This window comes from Streptomyces sp. SDr-06 (assembly GCF_003324565.1).
Lineage (GTDB): Bacteria > Actinomycetota > Actinomycetes > Streptomycetales > Streptomycetaceae > Streptomyces.
Map to the genome: position 1 here is coordinate 1 of NZ_QOLA01000016.1, position 18,992 is coordinate 18,992.

The 18,992-nt window shown below is 66.3% G+C and carries 16 protein-coding genes; 6 read left to right on the forward strand and 10 right to left on the reverse strand.

Annotated elements, in window-relative coordinates:
• Window positions 1–185 precede the first annotated feature (185 nt).
• Entirely contained in the window at window positions 186–524 is a 339-nt protein-coding gene (locus DT019_RS41115) for a hypothetical protein (protein ID WP_411292739.1), read from the forward strand.
• Between the two features lie 1,559 nt (window positions 525–2,083).
• Window positions 2,084–2,449, forward strand: coding sequence for a hypothetical protein (locus tag DT019_RS27015; RefSeq protein ID WP_147267353.1), 366 nt, complete (start codon window positions 2,084–2,086; stop codon window positions 2,447–2,449).
• Window positions 2,450–2,884: 435 nt separating this feature from the next.
• On the opposite strand, the gene DT019_RS27020 is transcribed toward DT019_RS27015, so the two are convergent.
• The 5 genes from DT019_RS27020 to DT019_RS27040 all read right to left on the reverse strand — a co-directional run bounded on the left by DT019_RS27020 (window position 2,885) and on the right by DT019_RS27040 (window position 7,787).
• Window positions 2,885–3,355 (reverse strand): GNAT family N-acetyltransferase, encoded by a 471-nt coding sequence (locus tag DT019_RS27020; RefSeq protein WP_114039538.1) that lies wholly within the window; start codon window positions 3,353–3,355, stop codon window positions 2,885–2,887.
• A gap of 163 nt (window positions 3,356–3,518) precedes the next feature.
• Window positions 3,519–5,456, reverse strand: coding sequence for a hypothetical protein (locus DT019_RS27025; protein ID WP_114039539.1), 1,938 nt, complete (start codon window positions 5,454–5,456; stop codon window positions 3,519–3,521).
• Window positions 5,453–6,034: a hypothetical protein gene (locus tag DT019_RS27030; RefSeq protein WP_114039540.1), complete on the reverse strand. Its 582-nt coding sequence runs from the start codon at window positions 6,032–6,034 to the stop codon at window positions 5,453–5,455. The genes DT019_RS27025 and DT019_RS27030 overlap by 4 nt, the downstream gene beginning before the upstream one ends.
• Window positions 6,024–7,109, reverse strand: a complete 1,086-nt coding sequence (locus DT019_RS27035) for a dsDNA nuclease domain-containing protein (protein WP_114039541.1) — start codon at window positions 7,107–7,109, stop codon at window positions 6,024–6,026. Before DT019_RS27035 ends, DT019_RS27030 begins: the two co-directional genes overlap by 11 nt.
• 81 nt (window positions 7,110–7,190) lie before the next feature.
• The gene (locus tag DT019_RS27040; RefSeq protein WP_147267354.1) at window positions 7,191–7,787 is read right to left on the reverse strand and encodes a hypothetical protein; all 597 of its coding nucleotides are present in this window, start codon (window positions 7,785–7,787) and stop codon (window positions 7,191–7,193) included.
• Between the two features lie 221 nt (window positions 7,788–8,008).
• On the opposite strand from DT019_RS27040, the gene DT019_RS27045 reads away from it, so the two are divergent.
• The gene (locus tag DT019_RS27045; protein WP_114039543.1) at window positions 8,009–9,679 is read left to right on the forward strand and encodes a pentapeptide repeat-containing protein; all 1,671 of its coding nucleotides are present in this window, start codon (window positions 8,009–8,011) and stop codon (window positions 9,677–9,679) included.
• 133 nt (window positions 9,680–9,812) lie between these two features.
• Here the strand turns inward: DT019_RS27045 and DT019_RS27050 are convergent, their stop codons facing one another.
• Both DT019_RS27050 and DT019_RS40385 read right to left on the reverse strand, forming a co-directional pair.
• Window positions 9,813–10,376 carry a hypothetical protein gene (locus DT019_RS27050; RefSeq protein ID WP_223279778.1) on the reverse strand — a complete coding sequence of 188 codons (564 nt, stop codon included), beginning with the start codon at window positions 10,374–10,376 and terminating at the stop codon, window positions 9,813–9,815.
• The gene (locus tag DT019_RS40385; RefSeq protein WP_114039544.1) at window positions 10,373–11,110 is read right to left on the reverse strand and encodes a tyrosine-type recombinase/integrase; all 738 of its coding nucleotides are present in this window, start codon (window positions 11,108–11,110) and stop codon (window positions 10,373–10,375) included. The genes DT019_RS27050 and DT019_RS40385 overlap by 4 nt, the downstream gene beginning before the upstream one ends.
• Window positions 11,111–11,392: 282 nt before the next feature.
• Between DT019_RS40385 and DT019_RS27060 the strand changes: the two genes are divergently transcribed.
• A complete protein-coding gene (locus DT019_RS27060) occupies window positions 11,393–11,650 on the forward strand; it encodes a hypothetical protein (RefSeq protein WP_147267355.1) in 258 nt (85 codons plus the stop codon).
• Window positions 11,651–11,677: 27 nt separating this feature from the next.
• Here DT019_RS27060 and DT019_RS27065 read toward each other — a convergent pair whose 3' ends face one another.
• Window positions 11,678–11,941, reverse strand: a complete 264-nt coding sequence (locus DT019_RS27065; RefSeq protein WP_223279779.1) for a DUF6207 family protein — start codon at window positions 11,939–11,941, stop codon at window positions 11,678–11,680.
• 71 nt (window positions 11,942–12,012) lie between these two features.
• Between DT019_RS27065 and DT019_RS27070 the strand changes: the two genes are divergently transcribed.
• Window positions 12,013–12,417 (forward strand): hypothetical protein, encoded by a 405-nt coding sequence (locus DT019_RS27070; protein WP_114039547.1) that lies wholly within the window; start codon window positions 12,013–12,015, stop codon window positions 12,415–12,417.
• A 212-nt stretch (window positions 12,418–12,629) separates the two neighbouring features.
• Here the strand turns inward: DT019_RS27070 and DT019_RS27075 are convergent, their stop codons facing one another.
• Window positions 12,630–12,875, reverse strand: a complete 246-nt coding sequence (locus DT019_RS27075) for a PadR family transcriptional regulator (protein WP_114039548.1) — start codon at window positions 12,873–12,875, stop codon at window positions 12,630–12,632.
• A 569-nt stretch (window positions 12,876–13,444) separates the two neighbouring features.
• Between DT019_RS27075 and DT019_RS27080 the strand changes: the two genes are divergently transcribed.
• Entirely contained in the window at window positions 13,445–14,482 is a 1,038-nt protein-coding gene (locus DT019_RS27080; protein WP_223279780.1) for an acyltransferase family protein, read from the forward strand.
• A gap of 138 nt (window positions 14,483–14,620) precedes the next feature.
• Here the strand turns inward: DT019_RS27080 and DT019_RS27085 are convergent, their stop codons facing one another.
• Window positions 14,621–18,904 carry an FG-GAP-like repeat-containing protein gene (locus DT019_RS27085; protein WP_189389966.1) on the reverse strand — a complete coding sequence of 1,428 codons (4,284 nt, stop codon included), beginning with the start codon at window positions 18,902–18,904 and terminating at the stop codon, window positions 14,621–14,623.
• Window positions 18,905–18,992: the final 88 nt, after the last annotated feature.

Consider the following 18,992-nt stretch of genomic DNA (forward strand, 5'->3'; position numbering starts at 1 on the left):
CCCGCGGAGCGGGTCCCTCAGCGCTGCGCGCTGAGCAGAGAACCGCCCCCGCTTCGCGGGGGCGGTCACCAGCTCGCTGCGCTCCCTGGTGAACTGCATTGCTGCGCAATGCAGTTGCCTCGCTTTGTTCGGCTGCTCCCTTCGGGAGCTGAAGTCCTGCGCTTCGCTTAGGACTTGGCCTCGCGATGCTCGGCCTGGCGGGCTCGCTGCGCTCTCCCACCCGGGCTTTCCGGCTTCGCCTCCAAGCCCCTGGCCCGCTCCGCGAGCCGCATCTGGTGGCCGAGGTCGTCACGCATGACATGCCGTTCCTCGTCGACTCCCTACTGCCCTCCCCGAACCTTCTACGACCCGCCGGGATAAGACCTCTCCGCACGTCGCCCGGCATGTACATCAAGCTGGACCATGCCGGGGCACGGGCTGAGCCTGTGCGACCTCCGACCACAGTGCGCGTCGGCAGCAAGTTCGGACACCCATCGCGGCCACGGTCTCCCAGCAGCCACAACACAACTGGAACCGGGCTCTGACCACGTATCTCCTTGATTCCCATAGGGGCCAACCTGGTCTGATCACAGGTGAGTTGACGGAGGGTGGCGTTACAACGCTGTCGGGAGCACCCGCCACAATGAACCACGGATGGCCTAACGGGCCGCCGCCACGCATGGCGGTGGCCCCCTGCTCGCAACAGGAGGCCACCCGACCACGGAAGAAACCATCGACCAAGGAGGCCACAAATTCCCACCGCCAACGAGCCTACGGGCCACAACCCCCTCGAAGACAACTCCGCCGACGAGCGCCTGGAGGGCCCTGCCCTCGGGAACAGCCTCAGCCGCACCCCTGCAGGACCGGCCAGGCGCCACTTTCGCCGCCTCATCGAATCCGCCGGCGACGAACTGACCCGCAACGCCGCCAAAGCCACGGTGTCCGGCGTATTCGCTCTGATCGCCTACTGGTGGCACCACCGCTAGGCCTCCTGGCGGGGTCTGCCCCTACGCCTATAAAGACGTGGGGGCAGGCCCCGACCCTCCTTGGACGAGACCTCGCGCGCCCACGCAAGAAGCTTCCCGCCCTCACCGGGCGGGCTCCCCGGCCAAGAAGGTCGTCCGAAATAAGGTCGAACCCCAGGCGGTCATGACGGCCTGGCACCCGAGCCCGGCTGATCAACACCGAGGCTCCTCGGCCCCGCTGGCTGGTCCTGCAGTTCCTGTAGATGTGCGCGTTGTGCACACCGGACCTCAAGTACCGGCACACCGGCCGCGCTCTCCCTACCGTGATCCAGAACGTCCGAAATACATCAACAACCATCTCGAGCGCGCCCCCGGAGGCAAGGTCTTCACCGAGACCGCCATCGAGATCGCCATCAAGAACCTCAAGAACAGACACCACGGCAAAAGCAACACCGCCCCGCCAAAGACGCCAGACAACCTTCGACGCGCACGAACCCCGGTCGCCGCCGGACGCAGACCGCAACGACAAGGGCTACACGTTCACAAATGACAAGCGGGGCTTCGGCACCGGCGACAAAGCCCAGGAGCAGCGATGTCACGCACCCCCTGACATCCTTCGACCGTCACCCCGGACGACCCTCGCGGTGTGCCGCCCAGGTCGATGTGGAGATGCCATACCCAGGCTACAGGTGATGCAGCATGTAAGTTCTCGAAGATCGCCCACGACCCTCGCAGGCCGCGCCGGTGCTCGATGAGTGCTGGATGCACTGTGCGGTGTCCCGAGCCGGCTGGTCACTCCTGGTGGGGGCCGGTCATCGGCGCCGGCTGTCTTTGAAGCTGCGCGCCGCTCCAGTTGATCTGCGTATCCGCCGACTCCACTACTGTACCCGCGGTTCTGCGAGTGGGTGGGTGTGATGGAGAGGAGGTCATAGTGCTTCCTTCGCGGAAAAGTTTCGGGGGATCCGCATTCCCGCTCTGTCCCTAGGGCGTCTGGGGGTTGGCCCAGCCTGGTCCTCGGCCTCATGGGGCCTGGACGCGCGCTGCTGAGCATCACCAGCGCCGCAGATGCCTCAGACGTTGAGTAACAAGCTCAGTGTCCTGGGCGTCGGTGGATTACGGTTCCACTGGAGAGGGGTTCCGTGGACGACAATGACCCGCATGTGACCGCCGTGCTGTCGCTCTGGCGAGGGACCGTGAAGAGCATTGAGGCAGGCTTCGACCTGCAGTGGGTCTACGAGTGGAGTAACGAGCTGCACCACCGTGACCGACTGCACGAGATGTGGCCGCTGTTGAGTGAGCAGGAGCGGACGAGATGGCACCCGGTCCTTAACCGTTGGGATGAGCGGTTCAGGGCCGCCACGGCACCAAAGCAGAACCCGGGTGCATCCGTTCGGCAGGATGGCCGCTGGTGGCATGACCGCTACCCGCTCCGAGTCATCGGCGAGCCCGGTCAGGAGCTGCCCCCGCTCTGGTCGCCGCCACCGACCTACCTTCCCGTGGATTGACGAGATCGCTTGACGGTTCGGCCTCTTAGAGGAGGTTTCATCTCGAAAGCTCCTTAAGTGCCCTGGTTTTGATAGGGGGCCTGCGTGACTTACGTGTCATCAGTGACAGGCGCGGCATGGCGACGTCAAGGTGGCGGTGCAGTATGCGCTTTTCGCCCCGGGATCAGCATCGGAGTCTGTCTCATTCGTGAAAGCCCGGTCTCGCCCGGGAAGCGGCAGGTGCCCTTCCCGCCCCTGGCGGAGGGTTCCGCAACGCGGTACGCCAAGAGTATGGGCAATCGCCGAGCGTATGACAGCGATCTCTCCGATGACCGGTGGGCCCTGAACGCATCCTGGACCTCACCGAAGTCACCGACCTCCTCGCAGGCACACCCGAACCGGACCACCCCGACAACACACCACCGGAACCCTAGGGCCTGTCCGATAGGTCGAGTCCTAGCGCAAGTCCAGCTCGCCGACTGTTTGGCCTCCGCTGGTCTCACCCGTCAGACGGAATCCCAGCCCGAGGTAGAAACCTTCGGGGCCGCCCGTGCCCGGATGCCACGTGGTGGTCAGGCGAGTGCCGCCGCGACCGCGGATCTCAGCAGCAACGGCCTCGACCGCGAAGCGACCGTAACCTCGACCCTGTTCGCCATCCGCGACGTTGAGCCGCCATAGGCCGGAACGGACGTCGGTGCCTGTGCCGTCGCCCCTCCAGTCGGGGCCGAAGAAGGCCATGAGGAAACCGACAGGACGGTCACCGTCAAGGATGAGGCGAGGCCAAGCAATGCCGGGATAGATGTACGCCTCGGCCAGAGATCTCACGACCGGCGCGACCAAGTGCTCTTGATCCGGACGAACCCGCAGACCGATCGCCGCATCGAAGTTGGCTGGGGTGATCTCTCGCAGACACAGTGTGGTCGTCATCCAGGAACCATAAGCCGGTCGATCAAGTGGACTTTGCGTGGGTGCATCATCAGACACGGTAGCCATGCTCGATAGCTTGTATGCCCCGTGCCCAGGAACAGGACGGGAGGAAGCCGGTCGTGGGGCTCCAGGCGGCCTGCCCCTCCCTGTCCAGATGTGGCCGTCAGTTCTCGGGTTCGCCAATGTAGGTGTTCGGCATAGTGATCTGTTCGATGCCAGGGGAGAGACGTGGTACTGGTACGGCCTGCGTGGAGATCACCTGTGCGCCGGTGGCTTGGGCGGCATCGGTGATGTCACGGAGAACTTCGTGAACGACGTCGCTTCCGATTCCCTGCTGGAAGGGGTTGTCGAGCATGAGGAGTCCCGGGTAAGGGCAGTCGTCCCCCAGATCCCTGGCCAGGAATAGTAGGGCCCTGCTGTAGGCGAGGAAGAACAGCACTCGGGCTTCGGCCCCGAGGACTTGGTTCCAGGGGCGGGTCCCGACGTAGAAGGTCAGGTCGTCCGCGCTGATCGCCACATTCCCTGCCACCCAGACATCGTCGCGGTGGCGGTTGAGGAATTCGTTCATCCGGTCAGCGAACAGGGCGCAGCGGTCGATGGGCGTTCTCCCTGAGGTGGAGGTTTCATCGAGTTGCTGCTTCAGTCGGTTCCGTCTACTTTCGGCCGCCTGGCTCGTCTGCGTGGCGGCAGTCTTGCGGGTGAGCATCTGCTCGATGGCGGGCAGCGCCATGAGTTTTTGTTCCAGGGCAGCGGTCTGGGCAGCCATCTCTTCGAGTCTGGCCATGAACGGTGCGAGGCGAGCGGCCCGGTCGACGTTCAGCTGCCTGGCGATCTCTTGGTGGGTGCTCTGGGCGTGGCGGTGGTCGGTTTTTGCTTGGTCGAGGTCGTGGCTGGTTCGGGCGATGACTTCCTGGAGGTCGTCGGCCTCTGCGGCCAGGGACCGCTTCTCCAGTTCTCCGCGTCGTCTGCGCTGGTCCTCGGTTACTGGCTGGGTGCAGACGTAGCAAGTGCCCTCTGGGTGATCGCGATGGATGTCGATCTTCTGCTCGCAGGCAGGACACAGGCGCACCGGCAGGCTGTCGAAGATGTCGACGGAGGCGAGAAGGCGTTCCATACGAGCGATCTCTGCTCGGACGGTGTTGTGAGACTGCATGTGGGCAGTCAGGACCTGCTGTAGGCCGGCGACGGTTTCGGCGGTGCTCGTGAGGTTCTGGGTCGCCTGCTCGTACTGCTGCGACAGAGTGGCGTCGTAGCCATGGCTCACTGCCCCGGCGTCGCCTTCTTGGCGTCGTCCGGCAACAAGCTGCTCCACTTCGCTGGTCAGCTGGGAACGTTGCCTGACAACCGCGTCGAGTTCGGCCTGCAAGTCGGTTCTGATGGAGTTGACCTCCTGCTCGCTCCTGGGGGTCGGCAAATGCAGGTTCTCGCAGACGGCTGCTACGGCTCGGTCTGTGCTGTCATGCACCTCTCGTTCGGCCGCCTGCGCCTGTGCGAGTCGGCGTTGTGCTGCCGCAAGCTCGAAGTCGTGGTTGCTGTACCTGGTGGGGGCGAACCCCAGGAGGTAGCTGATGACGGCTCGCCTCAGAAACTCTTGTTCTTTGTCAGCGAACTGAGTCCACGAGTCCTCGTTGCGGTAGATGTGCCGCAGCACGCTGCGGAACGTCAGAGGTGTGAGCTCGGTGGCGGTGGTGGCCTGGATGCCTTTGGGAATGCTAAGGATCGGCCAGCCAAGCTTGTGCAGGATGCGGTCGGAGAACTCTCCGACAGGGAATTCGTCGCCGCCCAGTACGACCTTGTTCTGGCGCCCGTACTGGAGGCTGCGCCGGATTTCCGTTGGAGTGCCGTCCAGGGTCAGTTCGACGCTGACCTCTACGTATTCGTCGGCGACGGCCGCCTTCAGGGCCTCGGTCGGGCTGTCCCGGTTGCCGAGACAGTAGTCAATGGCCTTGAGCGTGGTGGTCTTCGAGCTGTTCCTGACGCCAGACAGAATGCTGAGGCCAGCGGTGTTTAAAGCGTACGTATCCATCTCGCCCGACGTGTGCACCAGCGTGACCGACTCGACTCGTAGCCCTTTACGGGAGGGTGTCGGGGGCGTCGTCATGGCCTGATCTCCTGGTGGTAGGCGAGGTCCGCCACTTCCTCGGGGAAGAGTTGGTAGACGAGGTTCTTGAGATCGGTCCCGGACCACTGCGCCAGGTTGTCCCTCATCGCGCGGCATCGAGTGACGATGGGGTGGAACTCGTCCATGTCCGCCAGCGCTGCAGCCGCTCGCTTTCCGACCGAGGTCAATCGGACGCGCTCTGGTCTATGGCTGGTGGTGATCGTGATGAGACCGCGGGCCATGAGGAAGGCCAGGAACTGGCGATAGCGGGGATCCCAGGGACCGAACCGGTACCGGATCATCGGGGCCTCTACTTCCTCGGGCATCGATGCGCGGAAGGCGGCCTGTCCGCTCAGGGTGTCGGCGAGTTCCGTGTGTGCGCGCTCGAGGAAAGCCGGGTAGCGCAGGAAGAAGTCGAGCTTCGCGAGCTTGGTTCGGCCAGCGATATGAGGACCGGGGTCGCTGCCGCACTCGGCAACCAGGAGCAGTAGCCGGGAGGCGTGGAAGTCTGGCGAGTCGTCGGGGTCCCATGGCCGGTGGGGTGGCGGGATGGCGCTCGCGCCGATGTTATGAAACATCGGCGTACCGGTTCTGGCAGCGAGCGGTGATGTCCGCAAGTACGGCGTGAGCCCGAGCGAGGGACACGGTGCCGCTACTCACCGCAGGGAGGCCTTCTACGCGGGTCAGGGTCTCGAAGTATGCCTCTGAGCCGGCGGGGATGCGTCCGGCGCGTCGTTCAGCCATGACGCGTGAGCAGATGGCGTGGACTTCGTCGGCGAAGGCGTCCATCTCCTCGCGGGCTGGACCGAGGCTTTCACGCCAGGCACGACGGTACTTCAGCGCGTTGTCGAGATGCCCTGCCGCCTCGTCTGCCGGAACTCCGGCGACCGCGAGCTTCTCAGTGAGTTTCGTGAGAGGCGCAGTGCTTCCGTCCGGCCTTCGCCCGGTGGCCCGTGTGATCGCGTCATGGAGCATGTCTTGGAAGTCACGGGTGCCCACCTGGCGTGGCACTGGAGCAAGCGCGTCGCGTGCGATGCGAACTCCGAGCCAGATCAGGACGTCTTCGATGTCAGTAGTCAAGGGCGGCTGCCCCAAGATCTTCGCCACGATCGGTCCGAGCCGACGTAGAGCCCTGTCCTCAACCTGCTCAATCGTGCGGCCCTCAACAAGGACCTCTAAACGGTCGACGCACCAGCCGATGTCGCGGCCTTCGGGAAGGTCCACTCCTTTGAGCCGAACAATGATGTCATCACGAATGTGCGACGGGACACGACCACGCTGCTGTCCGCGGTCGACGACGAATACATGGAAGTCGGCCTGTGGACTCTCGTTGACGATGAAGGTGAACCGAGTCTCGGCTGGGAGAGATTTCCCGAGGAACAGCTTTCCCAGGTAGCTGGTCTCCGGCTTCTTCGGAATGTCCGGTGTACACACTTTGGCGACACTGTGCCGCTTACCGGCTTCCTCGATGGTCTTCACCTGGCGGTATGCGGGCGCATTACCGTTTCTACAGACGATGTCTTCCAGGTCCTCCCAAGAGACCTGAGTCCACATGCCCTCATGCATGTCCAGGCAGTCCAAAAGTGTCACCGCGTCTTGGTAGGCGAAGCCGCGCCGACTTCGGCGTCCGCCGTCAGCCGGCGCTGCAGACATCGGCGCCCCGATGAGTCAGGCGCCCGTAAGGCGACGCACAACTGGCTGACGACCCTGTGGCTCGCACCCACACCCCCTAGATCACCCAAGGCGGCCCAGTACACCACCGAGTAACAGAGTGTGGCAATACGCCTGACGCTCAGCGACAAAGTCACCCACCCCACTGCCCTTGATGGGGCTCGGTGGCCGGGAGAACCTCACCGAGGCGCATGCGACTTCCGTCCCGTCCTCCGCCGCCGGGCTGACGGCGGCGAGGCGCGGTGGCCCCGGCCGACGCGCAATCGGCTGAGCACGCCCCGATCCCCGGCCGCGGCCGCGCCGCCCATCCCGCCCGTCCCTTCCTCCTTCACTCCAGACGTCACGGTCGATGTACGGGTCGACGGCGGCGAGGACCAGGTGCCGGAGTTCGGCCGGCCTCAGCGCCTCCACCTCCCACTGCACCGGGCGGCGGGGGTCGAAGCCGTAGCGGCGGGCGAAGGCTGGCCACCTCGGATCGCCGTGCTTGCCCTCAGTCGCGGGCAGCTCGTAGGCGCGCACCTGCTCGTAGGTCAGCAGCACCCGCTCGGTGTGGCGCCAACAGCCCGTGCGCGCCCCCCAGTCCCGCTCGATGTCCTCGCCTGAGCAGTCGAAGTCACCGATGTTTCTCCGGGGCGCCACGAGCGTGCGGTTGGAGTTCACGCAGCTCAGAAGCGGTCAGAACGACCATAGCGTGTGCAACAGATGTCGTACATGGAGCCCTGCGCAAGATTCCACTCGATGGGAGGCCGTCCGCGGTCAGAGGCGTCGACTCAGGCACTCACGGATCGCGCGGCGTTCGGCTTCTTCGCGGTGGGAGTGGGATCGCCACGGCAGCGCGAGACTTCAGCAACCGGCACTCCGTCCCGGCCGTCTCCATAGGCATGGCTTCCTCCAGCACTCCGTCCTCCGCTCCGCCTCGCTGGCTGTACTGCGATTACGCGAACGAAGCCGGGGAACCGGTCGGATGCCGCGGGAGCGCGGTCGCCCCATACGGCCGATGCCTGCAGCATCTGGATGGTGCTGACCGGAGCGCCTACCTCGCGAGCCTGTCCCCAGGCAGCGACATCGATCACCGCGGCACCACCTTCAGCCCGGCCTTGCTCAAGGAGTTACTCGCCGCACTCCGGGACCCCGCTACTGGCCAACTCCGGATCGGCGACGCCTGGTTCGCCATGGCATCGTTCACCGGCGAAGCCTGGTTCGTCGATGCGACGTTCACCGGGCGGGCTCTGTTCAGCATGGCGAGATTCGAGGACCGGGCCGCGTTTCATGGAGTGACGTTCACCGGCAAGGCGGCCTTTGACAGGGTGGCGTTCGCCGGTGTTGCCTCTTTCCACGGCGCGAGGTTCATCGCAGACGCTCTGTTCAGCGCGACATTCGTCGGCAAAGCCTGGTTCGGTCGGGCGACGTTCCATCGGGGCGTGGACTTCCGGGGGTCTGTCTTCGAGGAGGCGACGGAGCTCGGTCCGTTGGTCTGCGCTGGGAGCGTGAATCTGTCGGCCACGGTGTTTCGCAGCCCGGTGACTGCCGAGCTGGCGGCACACAGGGTGCTGTGCATGCGTACACGGTGGGCGGCCACCGCCACTCTACGGCTGCGCTACGCCACGGTGGACCTCACCGATGCCGTGTTTGATTACCCGCTCAAGATCGCGTCCGCCCGCACCGCTTTCGGCAGGTCCTCGGGCAGCATCGTCTATGAGGCGCGGCTGATGGGCTTGGACCCTCGGGTCCGGGTGGCCTCGGTCAGCGGGACCGATGCGGCCCACCTGGAGCTAAGCGATGTGGATCTGTCCGGGTGCAAGTTCACAGGCACCTTCAACCTCGATCAGCTTCAGATGGACGGGGATTGCTCCTTCGCCTCGGCGCCCGGCGGCATCTGGCGTCTCGGAGCACGGCTGACGCGGTGGACACCGCGCCAGGCACTGGCCGAAGAGCACCACTGGCGCGCAGACCGCGGGCAGGTCGGCTGGACCGCCCTCAGTTCTGGGAGCGAGCGGCAGGGGGTGGGGCCAGCAGATCTGACACGGGTCTATCGGCAATTACGCAAGTCGCTTGAGGACGGAAAGAACGAGCCGGATGCCGCGGACTTCTACTACGGCGAGATGGAGATGCGGCGCCTTGACCCGGCGCGTCCCCGCGGCGAACGGCATTTGTTGGCCGCGTACTGGGCGCTTTCCGGCTACGGACTGCGGGCCTCTCGCGCCCTGGGCTGGCTGCTAGCTGCCATAACCGCCACCGTGCTGTTAATGATGCTGTGGGGCCTGCCCAAGGACGATCCCACGCCGCAGAGCACCGGCACACTCGCTGGCCAGCATCTCACTCTCCGCACCGACACTCCTGCTCCCGTTAACCCTGGCGGCCCGCTGACGGGACGTCTGACCTCCCAGCGTTTCGAGAAGTCATTGCGCGTGGTGATCAACTCGGTGGTCTTCCGCTCCTCAGGCCAAAACCTGACCACCGTCGGCACCTACACAGAAATGGTTGCCCGAATATGCGAACCGGCCCTGCTTGGCCTCGCTGTACTGGCCGTTCGTGGCCGGGTCAAGCGGTAGCCGCGTCCCTGTCTCAGTAAGGTCGGGGACTGGCACGGTGGCCTGTGAAGGTTCCGTTTCCAGTCCCCGACCTCGTTGAGAGGAGAGGGACGCGATGGCTTCCTTTCGCCCAAGGCACCTGCCACCTGGTGTTTCATCCGAGATGCAGGGGCGTGTCGCGTCCGCGGTTGAGCTGGGCCATGAGCTCGCGGTTGGCGGCGCGGGCAGCGGAGAGGTCGTCGTCGCGGTCTTGGAGCCTGAGTTCCAGGTCGACCACCTGTTGTTCGAGGGTGGTGATGCGCGCCTTGAGCTGCTCGGTGTCGTCCGGGCCGCTGATGCCGACCTCGCGCCAGACCTGCTCGCCCAGAGCCTGGCTGAGGCGGCCTTCGAGGCGCCGGATGTGCGCGGCGAGGCGGGCGGTGCGGGCCTCGGCGGCCACCAGGTCGGCTTGGAGCGACGCCCGGCTGACGGCCGGGCCCCGGCCGCCGGGGACCGTGGGCGGCGCGGCGGCCTGGGCGTGGACCTGGCCCAGGAGGTCGCGGTGGCGGTAGAGGAAGGTGCGGTCGACGCCCGCGCGGCGGGCGATCGCCGCGACGCTGGTCTCGGAGCCGTCTTTCGCGGCTTCGGCCAAGGCGGCGAGGACCCGCTGGCGACGTCGGCCGGTGTCGGCGCGGCGGCCTTCCAGCATCGCCTGGACGCTTGGCTCGGGTGCGGTCACGCGGGTCGCTCCGGTCTCAGGTCGGGCAGGGGCTGAGGGATGCGGGGCATGCCGAGGAAGCCCTGGCGGGTCTTGCGGACCATGGCGGCGGCCTGCTGGATCTCGGCGCGTTCGTCGTCGGTGAGCTGGTCGACGTCCTCGGTGACGCGACGGATCAGCCGCCGGACGCGGGAGATCTCCTCCTCGGACGGGGTGGCCTCGGCGCGGGCCCAGTCGTCGGCCTCGGTCATCGACCGCAGCCTCTCGCGTTGCCGCAGCAGACCGTCGAGGTAGGCGGCGAGCTCGGGAAGGTAGGAGATGTCGGTGGAGTAGTGGTCGCAGCCCATGCAGCGGAACCGCAAGGGGCAAGCACCGCCGCCGGCGGCGACGTTGGAGGGCTCGGAGCAGGTCCCGAAGGGGACTTGCACCGACCCGATGGCCAGGCGGATGCGCTCGGCGTCCAGCAAGGTGGTGACCGCTCCCCAGACGCGCTGTCCGTGGCGGTCGAACTGCATGGTGGTGACCTTGTCGACGGCTTCACGCAGTCGTACTTCCTTGACCCGGTAGTAGCAGCGGGTCGACTGGTAGGAGTCGTGATCCATCAAGGGTGACAGAACCTCAATGGAGACGCCGGCGTCCGCGTGGCGCTGGGCGAAGGAGTGCCGGTAGGCGTAGGGGAAGACCTCCTCCTTATAGAAGACGGTGCCGTCGTCCAGGTGGAACTCCGGCAGGACGTTGATCCACTCGCGGTGCATCCCGCTGAGCGGCAGGCCTTGCCCGGGGGCCAGGCCCGGGTGTCGTCGCACCGCTCGCCGGGCGGGACAGCCAGCATGTGCCGACGGGGCAGACGGTATCCGGCGGGCCGGTGACGGCACAGCAGGGTGCCGGTTGCCGGGTGCAGGACATGGAAGAAGGGGTCGCGCAGCCCCCGGACGGCGAACCGCGGCGCCGGTCCCCACAGGAGTCGTCCCATCGTCAGGCGCCCCCTCCGGACCGGCAAGGCCGGTGTTGTCAGTGGTCTCTGCGAAGGTTACGTCGTGATCAGCCGCCCTGACGGGGCGCCGATGCAGGCATGGCAGGAGGCCCTGGTGGAGAACTTCAAAGTGGTGTCGAGAACAGTGGAGGGCCGGGTGCGGGTGTCGGTCGTGTCCTACGACGCGGCGAGCGCCGAGGACGAGCGGGTCCGGCTGGAAGCGGCCGGAGCCGTGGTGCGGATCGTACCGGTCCCGATGGGCGCGTCCGTGCCCGAGGCCGTCCTCGAGGAGCTGCGTACGGGAGTGTCCGAAGCAGCCTGAGAGGCGGGGCCTGTGCCGCCCCGCCTCTCAGCTCGGCGCGCCGTCGCAGCCGGTGCCGGGGCGCCGCAGGTCCGCGGAGACGCGGACACTCACCCCGGGCCTGCCGGGCACCCTGCGTACCGGAGCGGTGCCCGACGTCGCCCACCACCGCTCCAGCTCGGCCTGGCCAGCAACGGCGGTCGCCTCGTCCGCAGCGGTGATGTCCAGGACCACGAGTCCGGGCTCGCACGCACTCTGTACTGCTGATCGGTTCCATACCCCGGGCGACGCCCGGCGCCCCCGGGCGGGCACGTCGACACCACCGGATCGAGTGGCCCTGGCCGCTCCCGCGGCCCGCCACTCCCCTATCTGAAAGGCCCTCCATGAGCTGGGACGTGCTCCTCCTCCACCTGCCCGATGACATCGTCTCGGTGCGGGACATACCCGACGGCTACACCCCTCCGCCACTCGGCCAGCAGCAGGACATCCTCGCCGCCGTGGCACGGGCCACCCCCGAAGCCGACCTCTCGGACCCGGCCTGGGGCGAACTGTCCGGAGCCACCTGGTCGATCGAGCTCAACATCGGCTCCCGCGATCCAGTGGACTCGATCATGCTCCACATCCGCGGATCCGGCGACGACGTACTGACCTCCGTCGCCCGCCTCGCAGAGGCCCTGGACTGCAAGGCCTTGGACTGCTCCACCGGAGACCTGCTTACTGCCCAAGGCCCCGCGGGCTGGCACGCCTTCCAGAACTACCGAGACCGGGTGACTGGCCCGCTCCGCTGAAACTGTCCGATGGCTGTAACTGACGTGCCCAGCGGGGTAGTCGGCGCCTCCCGAGAACCAGCAGAGCCAAAGGACTCGCCGGACGGGGGCGGGTGTGCCGTTGGCTGATGCGCAGCGCTTGGATCGAGCCGTCGCTCCCGGACCGGCCGCTTCCGTGATCCGGGCGAGGGAGGGTCCTGAGCATGGGCATGCGCGGGCCGTCCGGAGCGTCCTCACTTCCCGAAGAGGGACCGGCGCTTGTTGAACGCTTCCGCGGCCTGCGCGCGGCCTGCGCTGGTGAGTTCGTAGTAGCGGCGGGCGGGGCGGCCTGGGTGAGGTCCCGTTTCTTCACGGCCGGTGATCCAGCCGTGATCGACGAGCCGTTCCAGGATCGGGTACACGGTGCCCGATCCGAGCTCGGCCCCCTGGGAGATGCTCAGTCCCCAGGCGGGTGCCTCTGCGGTGGATGCCAACAGCACCTTACCGGTAGTTCGTTAAACCCGGCGGTAGCGAACGGCCGTTGAGCTTCGAGCAGGGCATTGACCTGCAGCGGAGGCGCGATCTCCTGCCAATCGTCTACCGAAGAGGTGCGGCCGCCCACCTGCGACGATGCCGGGTTTAACGAACTACCGGTAGCTACGCTTCTGCTCCGGCCAAATGAGGGCTCTCCGTCCGCGCCGAGGGTAGAAGCGAGCTGCGCATCCACAGCAGCGCGGCCCACTGCCGAAAAGGCCACCAGGGGCATCGCCAAGATCGCCGAGGTCAAGACAAAAGCCGCATTTCTTCTCAAATATCCCGCTCGCACGGCGCGAGGAGTCCGCACACGGAAGGATCCGGGGCGGTTCGAGGGGGGCGATGTGTTGGAAGTGTGTGGACGACTTCTATGCTCTGAGGTCGTTCAGGTAGGTCGATGCTCCTCCTGGTCAGCGGGCTTCAAGGGTCCGGTCGAATCTCAGGTGGGGGTTTCAGCGTGCTTGACCATGGTCTGACGGCGATATCCACGCGGCGGGAGCGTGCCGGGCACCGGCGACGAACCCACGCCGAGCCCGTGCCGGCCCGTCCGGGGCGGGTGTTCGCGCTGGACGGGCTGCGGTTGCTCGCGGCGTTGTCGGTGGTGGCGTACCACTACACGGCACGGGTCGGCAGCTGGCCCAAGAAGTCCGAGGCAATCTTCCCGGCGCTGTTCCCCATGACCGCTTATGGCTGGCTCGGCGTGCACCTGTTCTTCCTGATCAGTGGCTTCGTGATCTGCATGAGCTGCTGGGGCAAACCGCTGCGGGACTTCTTCGTCTCCCGGGTGGTGCGGCTGTATCCGGCGTACTGGTTCGGGGTGCTTGCCACGACGGTGACGCTGGCGGTGTTCCCGAAGGGAAATCATCCGCTGCCGTGGACGTCGGTGATCACCAACCTGACCATGTTGCAGGAGCCGCTCGGTGTGCCGTCGGTGGATGGCGCGTACTGGTCGCTCTTCGCCGAGCTGCGCTTCTATCTACTGTTCGCGGTGGTGGCCTGGTGGGGACTGACCTACCGCAGAGTCCTGGTCTTCTGCTGCCTGTGGGCCACCGCCAGCATGCTGTTCGCGAAGGCCGAACCGGGCCCGCTGCGGCTGTTGGTAATGCCCGAGTACAGCTGGTACTTCATCGCGGGTATCGCCTTCTACCTGATGTACCACTTCCGCCCGAACCTGATGCTCACCGGCGTGGTGCTGCTCTGCTTCGGCGCGGGTCTGCCCGCCACCCTCAAGATGTGGCGCAGCACTGAGGCCTACGTGGGCCGCCTGGTACCGGCCTGGCCCGTCGTCCTCATCCTGGCGGTGTCCTTCGCCCTGCTCGCACTGGTCGCCACGGGGCAGTTGTCGTGGATCCGGTGGCGGTGGCTGACGTACGCGGGGGCCGTCACCTACCCGCTGTATCTGATGCACCAGATGATCGGCTGGGAACTCTTCCACACCTTCTCGCCCCGCATCCCGACCTATCCCCTGCTCGCCCTGGTCACCGGCGGCATGGTGCTCCTAGCCTGGCTGGTACACCGGTACGTCGAGCGGCCCCTGGGCCGGAAGCTTAAGCAAGGGCTCGCACCCGTCTGAAACTGATCCCCGGCACGGCCCGGGCTTGGCCTCGCCTCGACGGGTGCGGCGGTCACGCACGGGTCGCGATCTTCTTATGCCAGTGGCCTCGCACGGAGCAGGTGCTCCGCACGAGGCCATCGCCTCTAGCTCGGCCGGTTAGTTGTAGGGGCGGATGACGTTGGCTTCGTTGAGGTTCCAGCCGGTGGGCGCGGTCCAGCTGCCGACGCCGGCGTTGAAGGTTCCGCTGTTGTCGGTCTTGGCGGTGAAGGTGAACATGCGCACGCTGCCGTCGGGATAGCCGTAGAGGGAGGCGAGGTCGTCGCGTCCGTCGCCGTCGAAGTCACCGGTGACGAGTTTGCTCCGGTTCACGTCCCACCAGCCGGCGGGCATGTTCAGCGCGGGGATCGGTTTGGCGAACTCGCCGGTGTGACTGCCGCTGGCGATCATGGTGTGGAGACCGTCGTGGCCGTCGGCGTAGTCGTACCAGGCCACCACGTCGTCGATGCCGTCGCCGTTGAAGTCGCCGGCCTGGATGGAGGTGCGGTTCCAGTCGCCCCAGCCGGTGGCGGTGTCGCCCCAGGACTGAATGCTGGCCTGGAAGGCGCCGGTGGGGGTGGCGGCGAAGGTATGCATCTTCACCGAGCCGTCGGGATACCCGTACAGGGCGGCGATGTCGTCGCGGCCGTCGCCGTTGAAGTCACCGGTGACGAACTTGCTCTTGTTGATGTCCCAGTTGCCGGCGTTCATGTAGTAGGAGTCGAAGGGCGGGTTGAAGCCGCCGCGGATGTCGGCGGTGAAGGTGAACAGGCGGTCGCTGCCGTCGGCGTAGGAGTACCAGGCGGCCAGGTCGTCGCGTCCGTCGCCGTTGAAGTCACCGGACTCCAGCTTGAGGTCGTTGGCCCACCAGCCGCTGGGGCTGGACCACGATTCGATGAACGGGGTCTGGTAGGTGCCGTCGGGCTTGCTGAGCGCGGTGAACAGCTTGACCTTGCCGCCGCCGTAGTCGTACAGGAACGCCACGTCGCCGCGTCCGTCGCCGTTGTAGTCGCCGGTCGCGAACCGCGCCTTGGTGGCGTCGAAGTACCCGTTGGGGAAGACGGCGCCTTCGAAGGGGGCCTTGAACGTGCCGTCCGAGTTGGTGAGCAGGGTGTGGATTGCGTCGTGGCCGTCGGCGTAGTTGTACCAGTCGGCGACGTCACTGCGGCCGTCGCCGTTGTAGTCGTGGCGGATGGTGGTTCCGCTGGACCACAGGGCCTGGCCCTTGGCGTTGTAGATGACGAGGTTGCCGCGGTCCTGGAGCAGGGCGTAGCCGTCGCCCAGGTGTTCCGGCTTGCTCGTAGTCGCTTGGTTGGTGCTCCACAGGGACGTGGAGTCGTCACCGGCCTTGTTGACGGTGATGTTGCCGTCGCTCTGGATGAGGGCGGTAGCGCCCGGGTTTCCGGTGGTATTGGTCGACCAGATGGTCCTGTTTGCGTTGGAGGTGATGGTGAGGTTGCCGTCGGCCTGCATGGTCAGCTTGGCCGAGTTGGAGGTGATGGACTGGCCTGAGGTGAGGCGGGTGCCGGGGGTGATGCGCCGGCCGCCGACAGAGCCGTCGATGGTGAACGGCTGGCCGAAGCCGGTGAAGTCGTTGCCGGTGGCCTGGCCGGGCCAGCCTGTCACGGTGTTGTCGGCCTTGCGGCCCCACAGGTCGGCGATGCCGTCGTTGTCGAAGTCGCCGGAGGAGCCGATGACGGGGTAGTCGCTCTTTTTGAGGGTGAGCCCGGTGAGTTTGGTGCGGCGTAGGGCGGTGCCCCAAGTTGCGGCATTGAGGGCTCCGTTGGGGTCGGCTTCGCCGTAGGAGCGGTAGATGTCGCCGGTGTCGTCCTTGCGCATGAGCAGGTCCGGCAGGCCGTCCTTGTTGAGGTCACCGGGGCTGATGAGGGTGAACTGGTCCCAGTCGGAGCCGCCCATCAGCACGGGGTGGCTGCGTCCGCGAGTGAGGTAGTCAGACCTGTCGCCGAAGTAGACCCAGAGCTGCTTGCCCTGCTTGACGAGGACGTCAGCCTTGCTGTCGCCGTTGAAGTCACCGGTGAGGATCTGGTCGGCATTCGACCAGTGGTCGTCGGTGACTCCCTTGCACAGGCCCCCGGTGGTGGGCTTGGGGCAGGTGACCTTGAGGTCGAAGGAGCTGTATCCGTCGCGGTTGATGAGACCTCGGCCGTTGTTGGGGTAGACGCGCAGGACGTTCTGCTGGGCTATGTCGCTGTGCTCGAGGGAGACCAGGTCGTTCTTGCCGTCCTGGCCCCAGTCTCCGCTGGTGGCGACTTGCTGTCCGGGGAAGGCACCGCCGCCGTTGGTGGCGACGGAGAACTGCTTGTTGCCGTGGCCTGCGTAGGTGAGCAGGGTGCCGTTGGAGTCCACGCTCCAGATGTCCTTGAAGCCATCGCCATTGAGGTCACCAGGCACGTCGCGGACGCCGGTTCCGTCGGCGTAGTAGAGGTAGGTGGCGGTGTCGGAGCGGTTACCGGCCTTGTCCACGCTGTAGGCGTAGACGAGGTGCGGGCCTGCCACCGGGGGTTTGATCTCATCGGTCCACGGCGTGCCGGCGTCGACCTTGTTGACCTGGGGGTCGTAGTCGGTCCACCAGTTGTACGAGGTGACGTCGGTTACGCCGTTGGCGCCGAAGGTGAAGTGTCCATTGTCGTTGACGTTGCCGTTGGGCTCGTCGGGCCAGCCCTTGTCACCGTTGGGGAACACGGTGGAGGTGATGGTCGGCGGCTGGCTGGGGCGGTCACGGTCGATGGTGAACTTGCAGGTCTCGCTCCAGGGCGAGGTGGCGTGATCCCCGTCTTCGGTCTGGACCCGCCAGGTGTAGTCGCCGCTGGGCGTTGAAGTGCCCGGCAGGGCGAGGGTGGCGTAGCGGTCCTTGAGGGCCGGGATGCTGGTGTCCACAACGGCGTTGGCGGTGCCGGACTTGAAGACCTGGAAGTGTGCGGTGAGGTCGCCCGCGTCCGCGTCGTCGACGTGTGCGTACACGCTGATGGGGCTGTTGCCGATGGCGCCGCCCGCGCTGCAACTGGTCTGCGGGCTGGTGCCGAGCTTGTCGGGCTTCTTGGGCGGGTGGTTGTACTTCACCTCCAGCACGGCCGTCTTCGGGTCGAACTTCTTCCAGCCGAAGGTGTCGGACTCGTCACCGGCGTAGAGACCGAGGGTCAGGCTGTTCTGGCCGGCCGACACGCTGTCACGAAGCGCGGAGGTCGCGTTGAACTCCAGGTTCCCCGCCCCGCACTGCGAGCTGCTCCAGCCCTTCGCGTCGTTCACCGTGTCCAGCACACTGCCGACCTTGGACGGCTGGTTGTTCCAGTCCGTCTTCGACGAGATGTCCCCGACCCGCCACAGTTCGATGGGCCTCTTCTGGCACGACCAGGACCAGGTATTGCGGATGCGGAAGGTGGCGGACTGGATCTGCGCTCCGCCCACGTAGCTGGTGTCGAGGCGGAAGAAGGAGCGGGACAGGCCGTAGGTCTCGTTCTCGTAGCCGACGCGGACCACGTTGTCGGTGTTCCAGAATCTCTGCGTGGGGTACTTCTGGTAGACGCGGGTCCAGCTCCACTTCTGCCGGTCGCCCCAGCCCCAGGTCGGGTCGATGTACACCGGGTACGTGGTGTCCGAACCGGTCAGCAGCTTCTGATCCGGAGTGAGAGCCAGAGAGTTGGCACTCAGCGCCGTGCCCATCACCGCGTCCTTGGCACCGGCGCCGGGCTCGAACCCGTCGGCGGGTGCGCTGGCGCCCTCCCCGGCCGCCAGCACACTCTTGGCCGCCATGGTTGCCTTGGCAGCACCGGCGGGTGCCGGAGGCGGCGTGGAATCCCACATCATCGGGGCCGGGCTGGTGAAGACCGTCTGACCGGCCGGATCGGTCGCCACCAGCGACTCGGTGTCGTCGTCCTTGGCGATGTCCAGGCCAACAGTGCTGGTGGTGAAGTTGAGCGTGGCCAGCTCCGGATTCTTCGCCGCCTCGGCCGACTTGACCACCAACAGCTGTGAGAAGCCCTCGACTTCGGCCTTGAGCTGCAGATCCACCCCCGGCAGCACCTCGGGATAGGTGGCGACGTTTCCGTTGAGCGTCGGCTTGGGCAGCGGCTTGGGCCAGGTCAGTGACAGGGTGCGCCCGTCCTTGATGCCGGACAGCATCGGCCCCGAGCCGCCCCCGGAGAACTTCACCGGCACCGTGGCCGCCTTCGGCACAACCGAACCATCCGCAGCGAAACCCAAAGTCGGGTCAGTAGGGACCCATGCGCCGTCACGCCATACCCGCACGGCCTGCCCGTACTGCCGCACTGTGAACGTGCCGTCCGGCTGCGCCCACGTGTCCGTGGCCTCGGTGCGGGCCGAGACCAACTCGTATGGGTTTCCAATCGACTTGGCCTGCTGCAGCGCGTAGTCCTCCTCACTCATGACTCCCCGCGCCACCGGGTCAGAGGGCTGCGGATCAGCGATGGCCGGAGCCGCGCTGTGAGCGGAAGCAGCCGTCGCCGGCAGTGCC